This is a genomic window from Trinickia terrae (assembly GCF_005144415.1).
Taxonomy (GTDB): Bacteria; Pseudomonadota; Gammaproteobacteria; order Burkholderiales; family Burkholderiaceae; genus Trinickia_A; species Trinickia_A terrae.
The window spans coordinates 505,065-526,403 of the sequence record NZ_SWJE01000003.1; the positions used below are offsets into that span (position 1 = coordinate 505,065).

Here is a 21,339-nt window from a genome sequence, read left to right on the forward strand (position 1 = left end):
CATCTACTCCGAGGAGGCTGTGATGAGCGAACCATTCCTGGGTGAAATCCGCATGGTCGGTTTCACTTTCGCGCCCTATGGCTGGGCTTTGGCCCAGGGCCAGTTGATTTCCGTCTCGCAGAACCAGGCGCTGTTCGCGCTGTTCGGCACGACGTACGGCGGCGACGGCCGGGCGACCTTCGGCCTGCCCGACCTGCGCGGCCGCAGCCCGGTGGGCACGGGCACCGGGCCCGGGCTGGCGGCGATCGAGCCGGGTGAGGTGGGCGGCGTCGAGGCCGTCCAGCTGACGAACACCCAGTTGCCGACGCACACGCACGCCGTGACGACGACGGGCGGCGGGTCGGGGACCATCTCGGTGGCGATTCCGGCGACGACGGCGACGACGGGCGAGGGCGCGGTGCCTGGGCCCACTACGGTGCTCGGGCCGGCCAGCGCGAGCGGGCGTGCCAGCGATATGTACAGCACGGCCGCGCCGACCACCACGCTCAAGCCGTTCAACGTCCCGTTCACGACCACGGCGCCGACGGTGCAGATCGGCACGGCGGGCCTCGGCCAGCCGTTTGAGACGCGCAATCCGTTTCTGGGCCTGACTTGCATCGTCGCCCTGCAAGGCATCTACCCGAGCCGCGGGTAGGGATCGCAGCGCCGCCGGCGCGACGCGCCGGCGGCCTGTTTCGGAGAATCACTTAAATGAAGCTGGTCCACACGCTCTTCAAACTGTTCGCCGGGCAGCCGGCATCGCGCGCGCCGTCGGTGGCGCGCGCGCCGCTCATGCTCGCGCTCGAGCCGCGCATCGTCTACGAGGCATCGGTGGCGGCGCCCGCCGCCCATCACGCCGAGACCGGCCATCACCATGTGGACAGCAGCGCCGAGACGAACTCCGCCGCGGTGCCGGGTGAAGGCGTGACGCCGGGCAGTCATGAGCACCATCGGAGTCAGCAGAACCAGCAGAACCAGCAGAACCAGCAAAGCCAGCAGACTCAGAAGACCCAGCAGAACGCACAGACGCAGAGCACGGCCACCACCCCCGCCACGGATACCTCCGCCGCGAGCGCGTCACCGGAAAAGCAGGTCGTCTTCATCGACTCGAACGTAACCGACTATCAGGAGCTGATCACGGGCCTGCCGGCCGGCACGGTCTATGTCGTGCTCAATCCGAACACCGACGGTCTCGCGCAGATCGCGCAGTACCTCGAGCAGCACCCGGGCGTCCAGGCGATCCACCTCCTCTCGCACGGCTCGGAAGGCCAGGTGCAGGCGGGCTCGACGGTGCTCGATTCGGCCGACCTTTCGCAGTACAGCGCCGAGCTCGCGCAGATCGGCGCCGCGATGGCGCCGGGCGGCGACTTCCTGATCTACGGCTGCGACGTCGCCGCGGGCTCCGACGGCCGGACGCTGGTCCAGCAGATCGCGGCCGCGACGCACCTGAACGTGGCCGCCTCGACGGACCTGACGGGCGCCGCGTCGCTCGGCGGCGACTGGACGCTCGAGTACGAGGTCGGCGACGTGAAGACGCCCGTGGTCTTCTCGCAGGCGGCCGAGCAGGGGTACGACTATCTGCTCACGCAGACGGTCGAGTCGTTCACCAATGCCGACGACAGCGGCTACATCTCCGGCACGTCGTCGTCGTCGTTTACGCTCGACGGCATCACCTACTCGATCACCAAGACCGGCGCGAACGCCGACAACCTCGTGACGACCGATTCGAACCTGCAGCTGCTGGCCGACGAAAACGGCTCCGACAACGCGCTGCTGTTCGACTCGGCCGGCATAGGCGGCATCTCGGCTGTCACGATCACGATGGCCGACGGCAAGGCGTTCAACATCGCGAGCCTCGACTTCGACGGCGTCGCCGACGCCAACATCACGTTCGTCGGGGCCCTCGCGGGCGGCGGGACGGCGTCGGTGAGCGCCACGTCGAACGGCGGCGCCGTGACGCAGACCGTCGGTCTTTCGACGGCCAATTCGGCCTTCGCCGACGTGACGAGCCTCACGATCGAGGGCAGCAACCTGGTGCCGACGCTCGGCCACATCGTTTACAGCGAGGTCACGGGGCCGACCGTCACGACGACGAGCGGCACGACGACCTTCACGTCACACGACAGCACCACGGGCACGCCGGTCACGGTCGACTCGGGCTTGACCGTGACCGACACCGAAGCCTCGACGCTCACCTCGGCGACGGTGCAGATCAGCAGCAACTATCACAGCACCGAGGACTCGCTCGCGTTCACGAACACGAGCGCCACGACCTACGGCAACATCTCAGCGTTGTTCAGCGCGGGCACGCTGACGCTGAGCTCGTCGGGGAATTCGGCGACGTTGTCGCAATGGCAGGCCGCGCTCGACGCCGTGACCTATATCGACACCGCGGCCGACCCGAACACGTCGGCGCGCACGATCACGTTCACGGGCAGCGACAGCCTGGCGACGGGCACGGGCGTGGCGAAGACCGTCAACGTCGATTCGCCGCCGATCGTGACGGCCTCGAACGGCACGACGAGCTACGTGGCCGGTGCGAGCGCCGCGACCGTCGACAGCGGCGCGAGCGTGACCGACCCGAGCCAGACCACGCAGGCCTCCGCCACCGTGACGATCTCGAGCGGCTACGACAGCGGCCACGATGTGCTGTCGTTCTCGAACACGAGCAGCACGACGTTCGGCAACATCTCGGGCTCGTACAGCAACGGCGTGCTGACGCTGACCTCGTCGGGCGCGAACGCCACCGACGCGCAATGGACGCACGCGCTCGAAGCCGTCGCGTTCTCGAGCACGAGCACGACTCACGGCAACCGCACGATCTCGTTCGCCGTCAACGACGGCGCCACCAACAGCGTGGCGGCGACGAAGACCGTCGACGTCATCGATGCGCCGCCGGTCGTGACGACCACGGGCGGCACGACGAGCTACGTCGGCGGCACGACGGGAGTCCACGTCGACGGCGGCGTGACGGTCAGCGATTTCGACAATACGACGCAGGCATCGGGCACGGTGACGATCACGAGCGGTTTCGACAGCAGCCACGACACGCTCTCGTTCACGAACACGGACAGCACGCAGTTCGGCAACATCACGGCTTCGTACAGCGGCGGCGTGCTGACGCTGACCTCATCGAGCGCGAGCGCCACCGACGCGCAATGGGCCAACGCGTTCGATGCGGTGACGTTCTCGAGCACGAGCACGACCTACGGCAACCGCACGATCTCGTTCGTCGTCAACGACGGCACCGACAACAGCACGGCCGCGACGAAGACCGTCGACGTGCTGGCGCCGCCGACGGTGACGGCCGACTCCGGCTCGGCCGCGTTCGTCGCGGGCGACAACGTGACCTCGACGCCGGTCGCGGTCGACTCGGGGCTGAGCCTGAGCGACGGCGGCGCCTCGGCGTTCGCCTCGGCGACGGTGGCGATCACGGGCAATTTCCACAGCGGCGAGGACGTGCTGTCGTTCTCGAACACGAGCAACGCGACATTCGGCAACATCGCCAGCTCGTACAACTCGGGCACGGGCGTGCTGACGCTGACCTCGAGCAGCGCGAGCGCGACCACGGCGCAATGGCAGGCCGCGCTCGACGCGGTGAAGTACACCGACATTGCCGTCACGCCGAACAACTCGACGCGCACGATCAGCTTCACGGCGACCGACAGCAACGGCAACACCAGCAACACGGCGACGCGCACCGTCACCGTGGCCGACACCGACCAGACGCCGATCGTCACGACGACGGGCGGCACGACGAGCTACATCGGCGGCGCGACGGCTGTGACCGTCGACGGCGGCGTGACCGTCAGCGATCTCGACAACACGTCGCAGTCGTCGGGCACGGTGTCGATCACCGGCAGCTTTCACAGCGGCGACACGCTCTCGTTCACGAACACGAGCAACGCGACATTCGGCAACATCGCCAGCTCGTACAACTCGGGCACGGGCGTGCTGACGCTGACCTCATCGAGCGCGAGCGCCACCGACGCGCAATGGGCCAGCGCGTTCGAAGCCGTCAAGTTTTCGAGCACGAGCACGACCTACGGCAACCGCACGGTGTCGTTCGTCGTCAACGACGGCACCAACAACAGCACGGCCGCGACCAAGACGGTCGACGTCACCAATCCCGATCCCGTCGTCACGACCGACCCCGGGTCGGCCGCGTTCACCGCGGGCGACAACGTGACCTCGACGCCGGTCGCGGTGGATTCGGGGCTGACGCTGACGGATCCGGGCACGTCGACGATCGCCTCGGCGACGGTGGCGATCACGGGCAGCTTCGTGAGCGGCGAGGACGTGCTGTCGTTCACGAACACGAGCAACACGACGTTCGGCAACATCGCCAGCTCGTACAACTCGGGCACGGGCGTGCTGACGCTGACCTCTGCGTCGAATTCGGCGACGCTGTCGCAATGGCAGGCGGCGCTCGACGCGGTGAAGTACACCGACACGGCGATCACGCCGAACAACTCGACGCGCACGGTCAGCTTCTCGGTGACCGACGGCAACGGCAACACGAGCAGCACGGCGACGCGCACGGTGACGGTGGCCGACATCGACCAGACGCCGGTCGTGAGCACGACGGGCGGCACGACGAACTACGTCGGCGGCACCGGGACGGTCACGATCGACGGCAGCGTGACGGTCAGCGATCGCGACAACACGACGCAGTCGTCGGGCGCGGTGTCGATCACGAGCGGCTTCCACAGCGGCGACACGCTGTCGTTCACGAACACGGACAGCACGCAATTCTCCAACATCACGGGCTCCTACAACTCGGGTACGGGCGTGCTGACGCTGAGCTCGGCGGGCGCGGTCGCCTCCGACGCGCAATGGGCGCACGCCTTCTCGGCCATCACGTTCTCGGCGGGCGCGAGCGCGACGCCGGGCAACCGCACGATCTCGTTCGTCGTCAACGACGGCATCGAGAACAGCGCGGCGGCCATCGATACGGTCGACGTGCTGGGCCCGCCGACCGTGACGGCCAGCTCCGGGTCGGCGGCGTTCACCGCGGGCGACAACGTCACATCGACACCGGTCGCGGTCGACTCGGGGATAAGCCTGAGCGACGGCAGCGCCTCGACGTTCGCCTCGGCGACGGTGGCGATCACGGGCAATTTCCACAGCGGCGAGGACGTGCTGTCGTTCACGAACAACGGCTCGACGATGGGTAACATCGCCGAGTCGTACAACGCCGCGACAGGCGTGCTGACGCTGACTTCCGCCAGCGCGAGCGCGACCACGGCGCAATGGCAGGCCGCGCTCGACGCGGTGAAGTACACCGACATTGCCGTCACGCCGAACAACTCGACGCGCACGGTCAGCTTCACGGCGACCGACAGCATCGGCAACGTCAGCAACACGGCGTCGCGCACGGTCACGGTGACGGACACCGATCAGACGCCGATCGTGGGCACGACGGGCGGCACCACGAACTACGTCGGCGGCACGACGGCGGTCCACATCGACAGCGGCGTGACCGTCAGCGACCTCGACAACACGACGATGTCGACGGGCACGGTATCGATCACGAGCGGCTTCCACAGCGGCGACACGCTGTCGTTCACGAACACGAGCAGCCCGCAGTTCGGCAACATCACGGCCACGTACAACTCGGGTACGGGCGTGCTGACGCTGACCTCGGTAGGGGCGACTTCGAGCACGTTGCAATGGGCGCACGCCTTCTCGGCCATCACGTTCTCGGCGGGCGCGAGCGCGACGCCGGGCAACCGCACGATCTCGTTCGTCGTCAACGACGGCATCAAGAACAGCGCGGCGGCCACCGATACGGTCGACGTGCTGGGCCCGCCGACCGTGACGGCCAGCTCCGGGCCGGCGGCGTTCACCGCGGGCGACAACGTCGCATCGACACCGGTCGCGGTCGACGCGGGGCTGAGCCTGAGCGACGGCAGCGCCTCGACGTTCGCCTCGGCGACGGTGGCGATCACGGGCAATTTCCACAGCGGCGAGGACGTGCTGTCGTTCACGAACACGAGCAACGCGACGTTCGGCAACATCGCGGGCTCGTACAACGCGACGACGGGCGTGCTGACGCTGACCTCGAGCAGCGCGAGCGCGACCACGGCGCAGTGGCAGGCGGCGCTCGACGCGGTGCAGTACACCGACACGGCCATCACGCCGAACAACTCGACGCGCACGGTCAGCTTCACGGCGACCGACAGCAACGGCAACGCCAGCAACACGGGGACGCGCACGGTCACGGTGGCCGACACCTACCAGACGCCCGTCGTCACGACGAGCGCGGGCGCGACCGCGTTCACCGCCGGCGACAACGTGACGTCCACGCCCGTGGCAGTCGATCCCGGCCTCACCGTCACGGACCTGAGCACCGGGACGCTCGGCACGGCGACGGTGTCGATCGCGGGCGGATTCCACGGCAGCGAAGATTCGCTGATCTTCGCCAACGACGGCGCGTCGATGGGCAACATCACCGGTTCGTACAACGCGGGAACGGGCGTGCTGTCGCTGAGCTCGCCGGGATTGAGCGCGACGCTCGCGCAGTGGCGCGCCGCGCTTGATTCGATCCTCTACACCGACAGCGCCATCACGCCGGCCGGGACGGCGCGCACGATCAGCTTCACGGTCAACGACGGCGTGGAAAATTCGGTGCTCGCCACGAAGGCCGTCACTGTCCAAGACACCGACCAGACGCCGATTCTCCAAAGCGCCGGCGCGTCCACCGTCACCTATGTCGACAACGGCAGCGGCGGCTCGTCCGTGGCGCCAAGTTCCGGCATCACCGTGAGCGATCGCGACAACCCGACGCTCACGTCGGCGACCGTCGCGGTGAGCGGCAACTTCGTGCCGGGGCAGGACGTGCTGTCGTTCGCGGGCAGCGCGGCGACCGGCAACATCGCCGGTGCGTACGACGCAGGAACGGGCGTGCTCACGCTGAGCTCGAGCGGCGGGACCGCGACGCTCGCGCAGTGGACCGCGGCGCTCGAATCGGTGCAGTTCTCCGAAGCGGGGCAGGGTGTCTCCGGCGTCCGCACGATCAGCTTCGCCGTCAGCGACGGCATCAAGACAAGCCAGCCGGTCTCCGTCACGATCGGCGTCCAGGCCGCGGCTCAGCAGGCCGCCGGCACGCCGGATCAGCCCACGCAGGATCAGCCCGCCGCCAAGCCGGTCCCGCCGCCGCCTCCCGCCCTATCGGAGAACAGCCCGCCGCCGCAGACGGCGGACGATGGCGGCTCGAACGTGCCGTCGGTGCTCGCCGAGCTCGATCACCCGGCAGCGGTCGGCGCCACGCCGGTCGTGCCCACCATCACCTTCACGGATTCGCACGCGGAACGCGGGCAATTCTCGCTCGACCGCACGAGCGTGTCCGCGGTGTCGCTCGACTCGTCGACGTCGACGTCGACGTCCGCGCCGTTCGCGCCGCAGTCCGTGGTCGTGGACTACGACGTCTCGCCGAATCACGCATTCGTGATGAATCTGTCGAACCTGCTGCCGACCGCCGACGGCATGCGCCTGAACGCGATGTCGGATGTGACCGTGCGGCTCGCCGACGGCCGCCCGCTGCCCACGTGGCTCCATTACGACGCGGCCGACGGCGTGCTCACCGGATCGCTGCCGGCCGGCGCGCACGATGTCCGCGTCGTCGTGCAGCAACGCGACGCGGCCGGCAACGTCGTGCAGAACGAAGTCGTGTTGGCGCCGAGCGGCCGCCATACGGACCACGCGTCGCCGCACCAGGGTCACGGCGCGCATCCGCCGGCGCACGCGTCGCGCAACGCGCTCGCGCCGCTCGTCTCGCGCGACCGCGGGCAGGCGCCGCTGCCGGCCGGCAAGCCTTCGCTCGCGCAGCAGTTCGCGCAGGCGCGCGCCGCGCTGCACGTGGCGCGGCCGGCCGCGGCCGCCGCCACGGCGGCTGCGCCTGCCGCAACGGAGCACCGCGCATGATCCTCAGCACGTTTCCCCAACACCTATACCATCGACAAAGGAAGTCGCCGAAGTGAAACCTTCGACCGTTATTTCGCGAGCGCCGCGTCTTTCGCTGATCGCGCTTTCCGTTACCGCGCTGTGGCTGTCCGGCTGCGCGATCCATCCGGCGCCCTTCACCGACGCCGAGCGCACGCAGGCCGCCCATGCCGACCATACGGCGATGTTCACCGACCAGCCGCCGATCACCGGGCCCGTGACGCTCGACGAGGCGATGGCGCGCGCGATCCGCTACAACCTCGACCATCGCGTGAAGATGATGGAGGAAGCGCTCGGGCAAGCGCAGCTCAACATCGACAACTTCGCCATGCTGCCGCAGCTCACCACGTCGGCGGGCTACACGGCGCGCAGCGTGCCGCTCGCGTCGTCGTCGCAGAGTCTCTTTTCGAGCGCGCAAACGGTGCCGCAGTCGTACTCGACGGACAAGGTCGAGCATACCGCCGACTTCGCGTTCTCTTGGAACCTGCTCGATTTCGGCGTCAGCTACTTCGAGGCGAAGGAGCAGGCGGACCGCGTGCTCGTGCTCGAGCAGCGGCGGCGCAAGGTCGTGCAGCTGATGATGCAGCAGGTGCGCGAGGCCTACTGGGAAGCGGCCGGCGCGCAGCGGATGCACGACCGCATCGGGCCGCTTCTCGATCAGGCGAAGAAGGCGCTCGAAGACTCGCGCCAGTCGCAGCAGGAAGGCCTGCGCTCGCCGCTCGATACGCTCAATTACCAGCATGCGCTGCTCGACATCATGCGGCAGCTCGAGCAGGTGCGCGACCAGCTCGAAGAGGCGAAGCCGCGTCTTGCCTCGCTGATGAACGTCGCGCCGGGCAGCGACTTTACGCTCGCCCCGCCGCAAGGGTTCGACGTGCCGGCGTTCGGCATGCCGATCGAGCAGATGGAAGAGACGGCGCTCGAGCGCCGGCCGGAGCTCATCGAGGCGCGCTACAACGAGCGCATCGGCGTCAACGAGACGCACAAGGCGATGGCGAAGCTGCTGCCGGGCATCGAACTCCAGCTCGGCACGCACTACGACAGCAACAGCTTCTTCTACTACCACTGGTGGCAGGCGGCCGGCCTCAATGTGAGCTGGAACCTGCTCAACGTGCTCAATGCGAAGAACATCCGCGGCATGGCCAATGCGCAGCTCGATGTCGCGCACGCGCAGCGGCTCGCGCTGTCGATGGCGGTGCTCACGCAAGTGCACGTCGCGCAGGCCGAGCTCTCCGCCCGGCAACGCCAGTTCGACCTGTTCAAGCAGATGAACGACGTCGACCAGCAGATCCTCCAGCACACGCACAACGCGACGGTCGCGAACGCCCAGGGCAAGCTCGAAGAGATTCGCGCGGCCACGAGCGCGATGATGTCGGAGCTGCGCATGTACCAGAGCTACGGCGAACTCGAAAGCGCGTATGGGCAGCTGCTTGCGTCGCTCGGGCTCGATCCGGCGGGCCAGGTCCAGGGCGGCGATCTCGCCGCGGTGGAGCAGTCGATCGCGATGGAAGAAAAGCGCTGGGCCGCGTTCGGCCAGGCAGGCGGAGTGAAGACGCAATGAGAGTACGGCAGTTGGCGGCAGCAGTCGGCTTGGTAGTGGGTGTGTGCATGCAACCGGTCTGGAGCGCGCCGCCCGGCGCGCCCGGTGCGCCTCCCGCGATCACGCCCGCGATGGCGGCCGCGCCCGGCGCGTCGCTGACGCAGGGTGACGACGGGCATATCCGCATTCAGCTGGTATCGCGCGACGAGGTTGAGATCTCGAGCGAGATCGGCGCGAAGATCGCGTCGCTGCCGTTTCGCGACGGCGACGCGTTTCGCGCGGGCCAGACGCTCGTCTCGCTCGATTGCTCGCTGTTCGCCGCGCAGCTGCGCAAGGCGCAGGCCGAGGCCGATGCGGCGGCGCAGTTGAATCACGTCGACGAGCGCCTCTCGCAGCTTCATTCGATCGGCGAGATCGACGTCGACGAAGCCCGCGCGAAAGCCAAGGCGAGCGCCGCCGAAGTCGCCTACATGCAGGCGACGGTCCGCAAGTGCGTGATCGCCGCGCCGTTCGACGGACGCGTCGCCAAGCGCACCGCCGCCGCCCAGCAGTTCGCGGAGGCCGGCAAGCCGATCCTGACCATCGTCGATACGAGCCATCTCGAACTCAGGATGATCGTGCCGTCGAAATGGCTCGCGTGGCTCAAGCCGGGCCATGCGCTGACGGTGCATGTCGACGAGGTCGGCAAGACCTATCCGGCGAGCGTCGCGCGCGTCGGCGCGCGGGTGGACCCGGTCACGCAGACCGTCGACGTGACCGCCGCGCTCGACGGCCACGCGCCCGAGCTGCTGCCCGGCATGAGCGGCTGGGCGAGCTTCGCGAGCAAGTAGATAGCGCCATGAACGCCCCCGTACGCATCGAAGCAGGCGATCTCGCGCTGCTGTGGCAACTCGCGGCGCGCGCACGCGAAGCGGAGAACGAGCAGACGCTCGGCTTCACGATCGTCAACGAGACGCTTTCGCTTGTGCCTTACCGGCAGGCGGCGTGGTGGCGCGCGCCGTCGCATGCGCCGGGCGCCGTGGCCGCGGTCTCGGGCCTGCCGCAGAGCGATCCCGGCGCGCCGTACGTGCAGTGGCTCGGCGAGATGTTCCGCGCGCTCGTGAAGCCGGCGTCGCGCGACGGGCAGGGCGACGGATCGGCGGATGGCGCTCAGGCCGAGGGGGCGCCCGCGCCGCAAGGGCAGGACGCGGCGGCCGCCGCGAGCGGCGATGCCGCGGGCCAGTCTCCCGCGCCCTCCAAGCGTCCCTATGCCTTCACGTCCGCACACCTGCCCGACGGCGTCGCCGCTGACTGGAGCGCGTGGTGGCCGATGCATGCGCTGTGGGTGCCGCTCGTCGACCGTTCGGGCCGGCCGTTCGGCGGCGTCGTGTTCGCGCGCGACAACGCCTGGACGCATACCGACGAGGTGATGCTCGCCGAACTCGCGCTGGTCTGGGCGCATGCGCTGGCCGCTTTCGCGCCGCGCGCCACGCTGGCCGCGCGCGCGAAGCTCCTGTTGCGTCCCGGCAAGGTGCGGCGCCGCGCGCTCGCCGGGCTCGCGCTCTTGTGCGTCGTGCCCGTGCCGCTTACGGTGCTCGCGCCGGCGGAGGTCACGGCCAGGGACGCGTTCGTCGTGCGCGCGCCGCTCGACGGCGTGATCGAGCGCCTCTACACGCAGCCGAACCAGCGCGTCACGCCCGGCACGCCGCTCTTCGCGCTCGATTCGACAACGCTCGCCTCGCGCTACGCGGTCGCCAACAAGAACTTCGACACGGCCCAGGAGGAGTACCGCCAGACCGCGCAGCTCGCCGTCACCGACGACAAGGACCGCCTGGACATGGTCATGCGCCGCGGCAAGCTCGACGAGAGCCAGGTCGAGCTCGACTACACCGCGCGCGAACTGGCCCGGGTGCAAGTGACGGCGGCGCGCGCGGGCGTCGCGGTGTTCGCCGATCCGAACGACTGGAACGGCAAGGCGGTATCGGTCGGCGAGAAAGTGATGCTGCTCGCCGATCCCGCCAATGTCGAGCTCACCGTCTCGCTGCCGGTGGCCGACGACGTCGACGTGAAGCCGGGCGCGGCGCTGACGCTCTATCCGAAGAGCTCGCCGCTCACCGCCTACGACGCACGCATCGACACCGTCGCCTACCGGGCCGAGCCGACACCCGACGGCGTGCTCGCCTACCGCGTGAAAGCGACCTTCACGGGAAGCGGCGCGCGGCCCGTGCTCGGCGTGATGGGGACGGCGCGCATTCACGGCCGCTGGGTGCCGCTCGCGTACTACCTGTTGCGGCGTCCGCTGACGACCGCGCGGCAGTGGCTCGGCTGGTAGCGCCCCTCATCGAACTCATCGCCCAACGCCCGCCAGCCCAACGCCCCCGATGCCACGCCTTCCCCAACTGCGCCAGGAACTGACTTTGACGCGCGGCGCCGCGACCCCCGACGGCGCGCCGACCTGGATGCTGCACGACCCGGCGGGCAACCGCTTCTTCCAGCTCGGCTGGCCCGCGTTCGAGATGCTCTCGCGCTGGGCGCTCGACGATGCGCAGGCAATCGTCGCGTCGGTCAATGCGCAGACGACGCTGAAGGTCGAGCCCGCCGATATGGAGGCGCTCGTGAAGATGCTGCGCCAGCAGAACCTGCTGGTGTCGGAGAGCGCGTCGGACACGTCCCGTCTGTCCGCCTCGGCCGCGGCGGGGCGGCTTTCGCACGCGATGTGGCTGCTCAAGCACTACCTGATGATCCGCATCCCGCTCTGGCATCCGATGGCGTTCCTGCGCCGCTTCGCGCGCTATGCCGAGCTTGCGTACCGGCCTGCGTCGTGGGCCGTGGTCGCGCTCTGCGCGGTGCTCGGGCTTGCGCTCGTGTCGCGGCAGTGGGACGAGTTCGTGCATACGTTCCATGACTATGCCGACTTGCGCGGTCTCATCGCGATCGGGCTCGCGCTCGGCTTCGCGAAGGTGCTGCACGAGTTCGGCCATGCGTTCACGGCGTATCGCTACGGCTGCCGCGTGCCGACGATGGGCGTCGCCCTGCTCGTGATGCTGCCGGTGCTCTACACCGACACCACCGAGGCCTGGAAAGTCCCCGATCGCCTCGATCGCCTGCGCATCGGCGCGGCGGGCATGTTGAGCGAGCTTGCGCTCGCCGCGTTCGCGACGCTCGCGTGGAGCCTGCTGCCGGACGGCCCGGTGCGCGCGGGCGCGTTCCTGCTCGCCACCACGACCTGGATCGGCACGCTCACGATCAACGCGAGCCCGTTCATGCGCTTCGACGGGTATTTCCTGCTGTCGGACTGGCTCAACATGCCGAACCTGCACGATCGCGCGTTCGCGCTCGGACGCTGGCGCATGCGCGAGTGGCTGTTCGGTCTCGGCGACCCGCAGCCCGAGCCGTGCGCACCGGCGCGGCGGCGCTTCCTGATCGCGTTCTCGTTCGCGACGTGGCTCTATCGGCTCGTCGTGTTCTTCTCGATCGCGCTCGTCGTCTATCACGCGTTTTTCAAGGCGCTCGGCGTGCTGCTGTTTTGCGTCGAGTTCGGCTGGTTCATCGTGCGGCCCGTGGTGCGCGAAGTCATGGCGTGCTGGCGCCGCCGCCAGGAGCTGCGCTGGCGCCGCGAGACCGTGCGCAGCGCCGCGCTCGGCGCGCTGCTGTTCGCGGTGCTCGTGCTGCCGTGGCAGGGCGGCGTCAATGCGCCGGCCGTGTTCGGTCCGCTGCGCGCGCAAGGGCTCTATGCGCCGGAAGCGGGGTACGTCTCCGCGCAAACCGCGCTCGCGCGCGACGGGCAGCGCGTGCATGCGGGCGATGTGCTCGCCGTCGTCGCGTCGCCCGATCTCGAGCATCGCCTGAAAGCGGCGCGGACGGAGGAGGCGATGCTGCGTTGGGAAGTCGAGCAGCAATCGTTCGATCAGCGTCTGCTCGAACAAGGCGTCGCGCTGAAAAAACGCTGGGACGCGGCGCGCGAATCGGTCGCGGGACTCGAGGCGCAGGTCGCGCAATTGACGCTGCGCGCGCCGTTCGACGGCACCGTGCAGACCGTCGACGAGCTCGCGCCGGGCGCCTGGCTGCCGCGCGGCGAGCGCCTGTTCGACGTGGTCGGACCCGCCGGCGTGAAAGGCGACGCGTTCGTCGAAGAGGACGACGTCGGCCGCATCGCGCCCGGCGACAACGCGCAGTTCGTCGCCTCGGTGGCCGAGTTGGGGACGCTTCATTGCCGCGTGACGGCCGTCGATCGCGTGAATATCGCGACGCTCGACGAGCCGGCCGTCGCGAGCGTCTACGGCGGGCCGGTGCCCGCCGAGCTGCAGCCCGGCACGCGGCAGCTCGTGCCGCTCGCGGCGACCTATCGTGTGCGCATCGGCGAGTGCAAGGGCGACAAGGCGCTCGCGCGCCAGATCACCGGCACCGCCACGCTCGGGTCGGCGCGCGAAAGCCTCGCGGCGCGCGGGGTAAGCCGGATCGTGTCGGTGCTGGAGCGCGAGGGCGGGGCGTAGGGTTTGCGGGAGAACCACCTAGCGCGCGACCGAAACAGTTTTTGACTTTTGTCCTACGAAAACTCGTGCCTTTGGCGGTCAGACCGGTTCGCCAGGCCAATATTCTTCGGGCAGCAGGCTGACAATCCGTTGCTAGCACAACGGACCACGGCGAGGCTCCCGCGAATGTTTTATCTTGGCCCGCACTACGACAGTGACGATGAGAACCGAAAGCACGTCGATCTTTTCTGGCGAAGCCTTCAGATACCGATCTATGTGAGCGTGCAAAATCCGCGCATGCTCGACCCCGCCCGGCATTACTGCTTTGGGACTCACAGGCACTTCGCCGAAGTTTCCGCCGACGAAGTCAAGGACATTACCCAGGCAATGAAGGTGGCCCGGACGGCGTTCCTTCGAAGCGGCCTGCCCACCTCCGATCCGTGTTTTGACCACGATGTGCGGGCCTTGCTCGGTCGCCTCGACGATCATCGTCCGATCTGGCAGATGAATACGCGCCAAGTTGCCTAAGCCGTGCTCGACGCGGTAGAGCATGGTGATCTGATCTTTGTGCCCGATCACGCAGACCTGCGCGCCTGCGTCAAGGCCATTCAAGAGAACCGGAAAGAACGGCCGGTGCCAGCGCCGCCGTTGCTGCAATCCGATACGCCATCGCCTGCTCAGATGCTGTACGGCAACGCGCCGCATGTTCTCCAGAACCTTGATACACCGTCATACTCTCCTGAGACAGGAACGCCGCTTGGTAATGCGCAGCCGTTTGAGTATCAGCCCGATATGCCGGATGGAGGCGCTGAATTGCTTGCAGGCGGCGACGGCATGCCTGGGAACAATCAGGCGCAAAACAAGCAATTCAGAGCAGTCGTTAAGGCGCTTGGCCTGAATCAGGATCAGGCGCGACGCCTCCACTACGACATACAGGGAGACAACCTTGACTATCGCGGCATTCTGGAGCGAGCCCTCGACATGTTTGGAGATCAACCGCAATGACCGATACGAAAGAGCAGGTAAATCGACACCTTTCCGTCCTGGTCGGGCTTGACGTCAGCGGAGTGGGACACGCGGCCGATATGCTTACGCTACAGTTCGGACCGCTTCGGGAAATAACGACGCACCGAGGCACGATCAAACGCGTTGGTGCGTGGGCGCTGCATATTCAGTGCGACTGGCAAATCGAGCAAGGTAATGCGATCTTTGCATCCCATTTGGACTTTGCTACTTCGGAAGAGAATACGAGCACGGCAACGGGGCGGATTCGCGATCTTCTTGTAACACATGGCCCAACGATTGTTGAGAGCGTTACGGCAGGCGATAAGGGTGATGCGCGTATCTCGCTGGCAAGAGGAATATGGCTGGTTATTCGCTCGGGTGCGATCCCGGGCGAAGAGGACTGGCGTTTGTTCGCGTCGAACCCTGACTTTGTACATTTTGTGATTGAAGGCGGGAAGGTTGATCCTTCGTCACTGCCGTGACCGCGAATTTCAATCGTCGCGTCGGTGGCCGAGATGGGGACGCTTCATTGCCGCGTGACGGCCGTCGATCGCGTGAATATCGCGACGCTCGACGAGCCGGCCGTCGCGAGCGTCTGCGGCGGCCCGGTGCCAGCCGAGCAGTAGCCCGGCACGCGGCAGCTCGTGCCGCTCGCGGCGCGCGGGTTGACCCGGCTCGTGTCGGTGCTGGAGTGCGAGGGCGGGGCGTAGGCGTTTGCGGGAGAGGGGGCGGTCCAGCCGTAACGTTGTTTTACCTTTTTCCGACGAAGACGCGTGCCTTTGGCGGCTGGTTCGCCTCATCGGATAACCATTCTTCGGACAACAAGCCAATACTCGTTGCAAGCGCAACGGACCACGGCGAGGCGTCTGCGAATGTTTTATCTTGGCCCGCACTACGACAACGACGGCGAGAACCGGAAGCACGTTCATCTTTTCTGGTGAAGCGTTCAGATACCGGTCTATGTGAGCGTGCAGCATCCGTGCATGTTCGACCCGGCACGGCATTGCTGCTTTGGGACCAACCGGCACTTCGCCGAAGTCTCCGCCGACGAAGTCGGGGACATCGCCCAGGCAATGAAGGTGGCCCGGACGGCGTTCCTTCGAAGCGGCCTGCCCACCTCCGATCCGTGTTTTGACCACGATTTGCGGGCCTTGCTCGGTCGCCTCGACGATCATCGTCCGATCTGGCGGATGAATACGCGCCAAGTTGCCGAGGCGGTGCTCGATGCGGTAGGAACGGCAGTCTGATCTTCGTGCCGGAGCACAGAGACCTGCGCGCCTGCGTCAAAGCCATTCAGGAGGACCGGAAAGGGCGGGCAGTGCGCACGGCCGCGCCGCCGTGGTCCGATACCCCATCGCCCGCCCAGGTGCTGTACGGCAACCGTTCCCGCGTTCCCCAGAACCTGGGTACGCCGTCATACTCTCCCGGAACAGGAACGCCGCTTGGTGATGCGCAGTCGTTCCAGTACAGTGAATCCGCGGAGGGTGGTGAGCTGCGAGTCTTGGCTGCGCGCGGCGTGAGCGAGCAAAGTGAGGGGGAGTGCTTCAGCGAATACGAATTCGATCTGGAGCAATGCAATTTCATTAGAGCATTGACCCAAGATTTCCGGGCTTTTGCCGTCTGCAAACAGACAGCATTCGAAAATTACCAGCGTTGTAGAGGTTACTGAAATGACAAAGCGCTCCCGAGCCACTGTGATTTTTTATAACGAGGATACGCAGCAGATCCAACTCTGCACGGTGTATCGAGACGAAATCAAGGGAGCGATAGACCGGCAGATTGAGCGCAGATCTGCCATGAATCTGCCCCTTGGCGAGCCGGATGACAGTACGGCTCCGATTACTGATGACGCATTGCGTCAAATCGGCGGTATAGCCGTGCTCAACCAGGCATCCGTACATCCCGAGCTGCGAGATCGATTGCGCATTACGCTGGAACAACCTATTAACTGGACATCTGCGAAGCCGCCCACGGAATAGCAGCGCTTCATCGCCCCATAGCGCACCTGATCGCCTCCCCCCGCCATTCGTCGCATCCTCCAGCGCACGCCGAATCTCGCCACTACAGTCGTCTCATCGATTCGGACGACGGAGGTGCCTGTGATAGCCGCCAGCTTGAACGCAGTGACGAAAACCTACGGCGAGGGCGCCGCGGCCGTCGCCGCGGTGCGCGACGCGTCGGCCGATATCTTCGCCAACCGCTTCACGGTGCTATCGGGCCCGTCGGGCAGCGGCAAGACGACGCTCCTCAACCTGCTCGGCGGCATCGACCGCGCGACGCGCGGCAGCATCGCCGTGGCCGGCCAGCCGCTCGAATCGATGACCGATGACGCGCTGGCCGATTTCCGCGCACGCCACATCGGCTTCGTGTTCCAGTCGTTCAACCTGCTGCCGGTGCTCTCCGCCTTCGAGAACGTCGAATATCCGCTGACGCTGCTCGGCGCGCCGAAGGCCAAGCGCCGAGCGGCGGTGCTCGCGCTGCTCGACGAAGTGGGCGTCGGCGACAAGGCGCAGAGGCTGCCCGGCGAGCTGTCCGGCGGACAGCAGCAGCGCGTCGCAATTGCGCGCGCGCTCGTCACGCAGCCCGCGCTCGTGCTCGCCGACGAGCCGACCGCCAATCTCGACAGCGCCACGGGCGCCGCGATCATCGGCCTGATGCGGCGCATGCAGCGCGAGCGCGCGACCTCGTTCGTGTTCTCTTCGCACGACCCGCAGGTGGTCGCGGCGGCCGACGACGTCGTCGCGATCCGCGACGGCGTCATCGTCGAAGTCCGCCGCACGTCTTCCATGGAGGCGACGGCATGATGAAGAACTGGCTCCTCGCGTACCGCAATCTGCGCCGCAACCGGCGGCGCTCGGCGACGACGCTCTCGGCGATGGTGATCGGCCTCACGGCGGTGCTCGTGTTCGGCGGCTACGCCGGCAACATCCAGTACGGCTTGCAGACGAATTACGTGCGCAGCGGCGGGCATCTGCAGATCCAGCATCGCAACTATTTCCTCTACGGCAGCGGCGACCCGGTCTCGTACGGCCTCGCCGGCTACGAGCACATCATCGACGTCGTCAAGCGCGACCCCGAGCTTGCGCGGCTCGTCACGGTCGTCACCCCGGTGCTGGCGGTCAACGGCATCGCGGGGAACTTCGCGGCGGGCGTGTCGCGCACCGTGTTCGGGTCCGGCATCGTCGTCGCGGATCAGAACCGCATGCGCTTGTGGAACGACTACGGCTTTCCCGATCAGTCGAAGCCGCTTGCGCTGACCGCGACGAGCGCGGACGCGGCGCTGATCGGCACGGGCGTCGCGCGCGTGCTGCGCTTGTGCGCGCCGCTGAAGGTCGCCGATTGCCATGAGCCGCAATCCGCTCCGGCTGCGGGCGTTGCCGGTTCGTCGAGCGCCGCGACGCCGTCCGACATCACGCAGCTCGCCGCGCTCGAAGCATCGGCGAAGGCGAGCGCGCCGCCCGGCCCGCGCATCGAGCTTCTGACTTCGAACGCCTACGGCGCGCCGAATGTCGCCGAGTTGAAAGTGGTGGAGGCGCAGAAACAGGCCGTGAAGGATCTCGACGACATGTTCGTGCAACTCCATCTCGAGCAGGCGCAGCAACTGGTGTACGGCGGTGGCAAACCCGAGGTGACCTCGATCGTCCTGCAACTGCGCCACACCTCGCAGCTCGAAGCAGCGCGCGCACGCCTGAACGCGCTGCTGCAGACGACGCTCAAGGGCGAGCCGCTCGAAGTGCTCGACTTCGCGACGCTGAACCCGCAGTACGGCCAGATCACAGGCATGTTCGGCGCGGTCTTCGGCTTCATCGCCGTGATGATCGCGACGATCGTGATGTTCACGGTCGGCAACACGATGAACATGGCCGTGATGGAGCGCACGAGGGAGATCGGCACGCTGCGCGCGGTCGGCGTGCGCGGCTCGGGCATTCGCAGCATTTTCGTCTGCGAGGGCTTTCTGCTCGGCGTGGCGGGCGCCGTGCTAGGGACGCTCTTCGCGTTGGCCGCCGCCGCGCTCATCAATCACTCGGGCCTGCATTGGACGCCGCCCGGGCAAACCGATCCCGTCGCGCTCACGGTTCGCGTCTGGGGCGAAACGGGAATGATCGTGCGCAACGCGCTCGGCGTGATCGCGGTCGCGACGTTCTCCGCGTGGTGGCCGGCGCGGCGGGCAGCAGGCATGCCGATCGTCGACGCGCTGCGCTTCGCGTGAGCGCCGATGTGGTTCTATCAGAGACTCGGAGCGAGGGAATCGATCATGAAACTGTCCCGACTCGTTGGCATGGCCTGTGCACTGCTATGGGCATCGATCGCGGTCCACGCCGCGCCGTCCGCGACGCAACTGCTCGAGCAAAGCGACGCGATCCGCAACCCCGGGAATTCGTTCAGCCTGACCAACACGCTGATCGAATTCCGCAACGGCAAGCAGACGAACGTCGACGTGCTGACCGTCTACGCGAAGCCGGATTTGGGCGACGGCCAGTACCGCAACCTCGTCCAGTTCGACGAGCCCGCGCGCGACGCCAACAAGCTGCTGCTGAAGAACGGCAACGACCTGTGGTTCTACGATCCGTCGAGCCAGGCGAGCGTGCGCATCTCGCCGCAGCAGCGGCTCCTCGGCCAGGCGGCGAACGGCGACGTGGTCACCGTGAACTGGGCGAAGGACTATGTCCCGGCGCTCGCGGGCGAAGAGGACGTCACCGACGGCGACCGTCAGGCGCGGCATTGCTACCAGCTTCACTTGACGGCGCGCACGCCCGATGTCACCTATCACGCGATCGATCTCTGGCTCGACGCCGGCAATTCGCACCCCGTCAAGGCGCGCTTCTATACGGAAAGCGGCGCGCTGCTGAAGGTGGCGTACTTCCGCAAGTTCCAGCAGGAGCTTGGCGCCGAGCGGCCGACCGAAACGGTGATCATCGACGGGCTCGATCCGAACTGGGTGACCGTGATGCGCTACTCGAACTACACGTGGCGCGACGTGCCGGACGCATGGCTGCAGCGCGCGTACCTCGCGCGCTTCAAGCCCGAATGACGCCGCGATGGGCAAGCGGCTGGCCTGGGCCGTCGTCGCGGCGGGGGCGATGTGCGCCGCGTCCCCTGCGCTCGCCGCCGGCGATGCGGATGCCTCCCAACTCGCCGCGGGCGACGAGGGCGCATTGCAGCTCGCCGACAGCGCGAGTGCGGCGGCATCGGCGCACAGCGACTGGCGGCGCGCGTTCGAGTTCGCCGCCGGAAACTACACGGCCGCCAACCAGGCCGGCAGCGTTTTGCTCAACGACAACCTGCGTGTGTCGTCATCGCTCGCTTACGACGGCGCGATCGCGCCCGGCTGGCGAGCTGTGTTCGGCAATCAGCTCGACGCGGGCTGGCGCGCCGGAACCGGCCGATACAACGCGATCGATACGCTCAAGCAAGCGTACGTGAGCTGGCGTCCGACCACCTCGACGATCATCGACGCCGGGCGTGTGAACCTGCGCGAGGGCGTCGCGTCGGGCTTCAACCCGACCGACTTCTTCAAGGCGGGCGCGTTGCGCGCGGTCACGTCGATCGATCCGGAGAGCCTGCGCGAAGACCGCCTTGGCAGCGTGATGCTGCGCGGCCAGGTGCTATGGAACGGCGGCTCGGTGACGGCGCTCGTGTCTCCGCCCTTGGCCTCCACGCCGAGCAACGCGACCTTCAACCCCGATTTCGGCGCGACCAACGCGAAGTGGCGCTACATGCTGAGCGGCTCGCAACGCCTGTTCGGCAACTTCGCGCCGCAATGGCTCGTCTATGGCGGCGCGGGCATCTCCCCGCAATTCGGTGTGGACGCCACCACTTTGCTCGACAACGCGACCGTCGGCTTTCTCGAGTATTCGGCGGGGCGCAGCGCGGCGCTTGCCGATGGACCGCACGGATCGGACAGCTTTCATTCGAAGCTGGCCGCGGGCCTGACGCGAACCTTCCCCAACAAAGTGTCGGTGACGCTCGAATACGACTACGACGGTGCGAGCGCGAATCGCGCGGCCTGGGACGCTCTCACCGCCAATCCGCTGCGCTTCGGTCAATACCTGGGCGCGGCCGGCAGCGCGCAGGAGCTGGCGACGCGGCAGTCGCTCTTCACCTACGTCACGTGGCAGGACGCGTTCGTGGTGCATCTCGATCTGACCGCGATGGCCCGCTACGATCTCGTCACCCACAGCGACTTCACCTGGCTCGAAGCGCGCTATCACTGGACGCGCGTCGACCTCGCGCTGCAGTGGCAGAGCAATCATGGGCCGTCGCGCAGCACCTATGGAAGCGCCGCGCAGAAGCAGGTGCTGCAGGGCGTGCTGACTTTCTTCTATTGATTCCGTTTTGATTCCGTTGAAAGCAAAGCGCGGACCGTCCGGCGCGTTTGCGAAGACGCGCGTAGACTAAACCGTTCGTTTTTCGTCGGGT

The 21,339-nt window shown here is 67.3% G+C and carries 16 protein-coding genes; all 16 read left to right on the forward strand.

What is annotated here, in order from left to right; translation table 11 throughout:
• The first annotated feature begins 22 nt into the window (after positions 1-22).
• The 16 genes from FAZ69_RS07525 to FAZ69_RS07600 all read left to right on the forward strand — a co-directional run bounded on the left by FAZ69_RS07525 (position 23) and on the right by FAZ69_RS07600 (position 21,248).
• Positions 23-634: a phage tail protein gene (locus FAZ69_RS07525; protein ID WP_136893314.1), complete on the forward strand. Its 612-nt coding sequence runs from the start codon at positions 23-25 to the stop codon at positions 632-634.
• 56 nt (positions 635-690) lie between these two features.
• The gene (locus FAZ69_RS07530; RefSeq protein WP_136893315.1) at positions 691-7,905 is read left to right on the forward strand and encodes a DUF4347 domain-containing protein; all 7,215 of its coding nucleotides are present in this window, start codon (positions 691-693) and stop codon (positions 7,903-7,905) included.
• A gap of 202 nt (positions 7,906-8,107) precedes the next feature.
• Positions 8,108-9,484: a TolC family protein gene (locus FAZ69_RS07535; protein WP_439654753.1), complete on the forward strand. Its 1,377-nt coding sequence runs from the start codon at positions 8,108-8,110 to the stop codon at positions 9,482-9,484.
• A gap of 47 nt (positions 9,485-9,531) precedes the next feature.
• Positions 9,532-10,293 (forward strand): efflux RND transporter periplasmic adaptor subunit, encoded by a 762-nt coding sequence (locus tag FAZ69_RS07540; protein WP_240702139.1) that lies wholly within the window; start codon positions 9,532-9,534, stop codon positions 10,291-10,293.
• A gap of 8 nt (positions 10,294-10,301) precedes the next feature.
• Positions 10,302-11,774 carry an efflux RND transporter periplasmic adaptor subunit gene (locus FAZ69_RS07545; RefSeq protein ID WP_136893317.1) on the forward strand — a complete coding sequence of 491 codons (1,473 nt, stop codon included), beginning with the start codon at positions 10,302-10,304 and terminating at the stop codon, positions 11,772-11,774.
• A 49-nt stretch (positions 11,775-11,823) separates the two neighbouring features.
• Positions 11,824-13,935: a site-2 protease family protein gene (locus FAZ69_RS07550; protein ID WP_136893318.1), complete on the forward strand. Its 2,112-nt coding sequence runs from the start codon at positions 11,824-11,826 to the stop codon at positions 13,933-13,935.
• Positions 13,936-14,100: 165 nt separating this feature from the next.
• The gene (locus tag FAZ69_RS07555) at positions 14,101-14,442 is read left to right on the forward strand and encodes a hypothetical protein (protein WP_136893319.1); all 342 of its coding nucleotides are present in this window, start codon (positions 14,101-14,103) and stop codon (positions 14,440-14,442) included.
• Positions 14,443-14,445: 3 nt separating this feature from the next.
• Positions 14,446-14,919: a hypothetical protein gene (locus tag FAZ69_RS07560; RefSeq protein ID WP_136893320.1), complete on the forward strand. Its 474-nt coding sequence runs from the start codon at positions 14,446-14,448 to the stop codon at positions 14,917-14,919.
• Entirely contained in the window at positions 14,916-15,401 is a 486-nt protein-coding gene (locus FAZ69_RS07565; protein WP_136893321.1) for a hypothetical protein, read from the forward strand. The genes FAZ69_RS07560 and FAZ69_RS07565 overlap by 4 nt, the downstream gene beginning before the upstream one ends.
• Before the next feature lie 501 nt (positions 15,402-15,902).
• Positions 15,903-16,166: a hypothetical protein gene (locus FAZ69_RS07570; RefSeq protein WP_136893322.1), complete on the forward strand. Its 264-nt coding sequence runs from the start codon at positions 15,903-15,905 to the stop codon at positions 16,164-16,166.
• Positions 16,167-16,171: 5 nt separating this feature from the next.
• Positions 16,172-16,588 (forward strand): hypothetical protein, encoded by a 417-nt coding sequence (locus tag FAZ69_RS07575; protein ID WP_136893323.1) that lies wholly within the window; start codon positions 16,172-16,174, stop codon positions 16,586-16,588.
• 1 nt (position 16,589) lies between these two features.
• On the forward strand, positions 16,590-16,898 hold the full coding sequence (locus FAZ69_RS07580; RefSeq protein ID WP_136893324.1) for a hypothetical protein: 309 nt from the start codon (positions 16,590-16,592) through the stop codon (positions 16,896-16,898).
• A 123-nt stretch (positions 16,899-17,021) separates the two neighbouring features.
• The gene (locus FAZ69_RS07585; RefSeq protein ID WP_136893365.1) at positions 17,022-17,723 is read left to right on the forward strand and encodes an ABC transporter ATP-binding protein; all 702 of its coding nucleotides are present in this window, start codon (positions 17,022-17,024) and stop codon (positions 17,721-17,723) included.
• Positions 17,723-19,129 (forward strand): ABC transporter permease, encoded by a 1,407-nt coding sequence (locus FAZ69_RS07590; protein ID WP_136893366.1) that lies wholly within the window; start codon positions 17,723-17,725, stop codon positions 19,127-19,129. The genes FAZ69_RS07585 and FAZ69_RS07590 overlap by 1 nt, the downstream gene beginning before the upstream one ends.
• A gap of 45 nt (positions 19,130-19,174) precedes the next feature.
• Complete coding sequence (locus FAZ69_RS07595; RefSeq protein WP_136893325.1) at positions 19,175-19,951, forward strand: outer membrane lipoprotein-sorting protein; 777 nt, start codon at positions 19,175-19,177, stop codon at positions 19,949-19,951.
• 7 nt (positions 19,952-19,958) lie between these two features.
• Positions 19,959-21,248: a hypothetical protein gene (locus FAZ69_RS07600; RefSeq protein WP_240702140.1), complete on the forward strand. Its 1,290-nt coding sequence runs from the start codon at positions 19,959-19,961 to the stop codon at positions 21,246-21,248.
• The last annotated feature ends 91 nt before the right edge of the window (positions 21,249-21,339 follow it).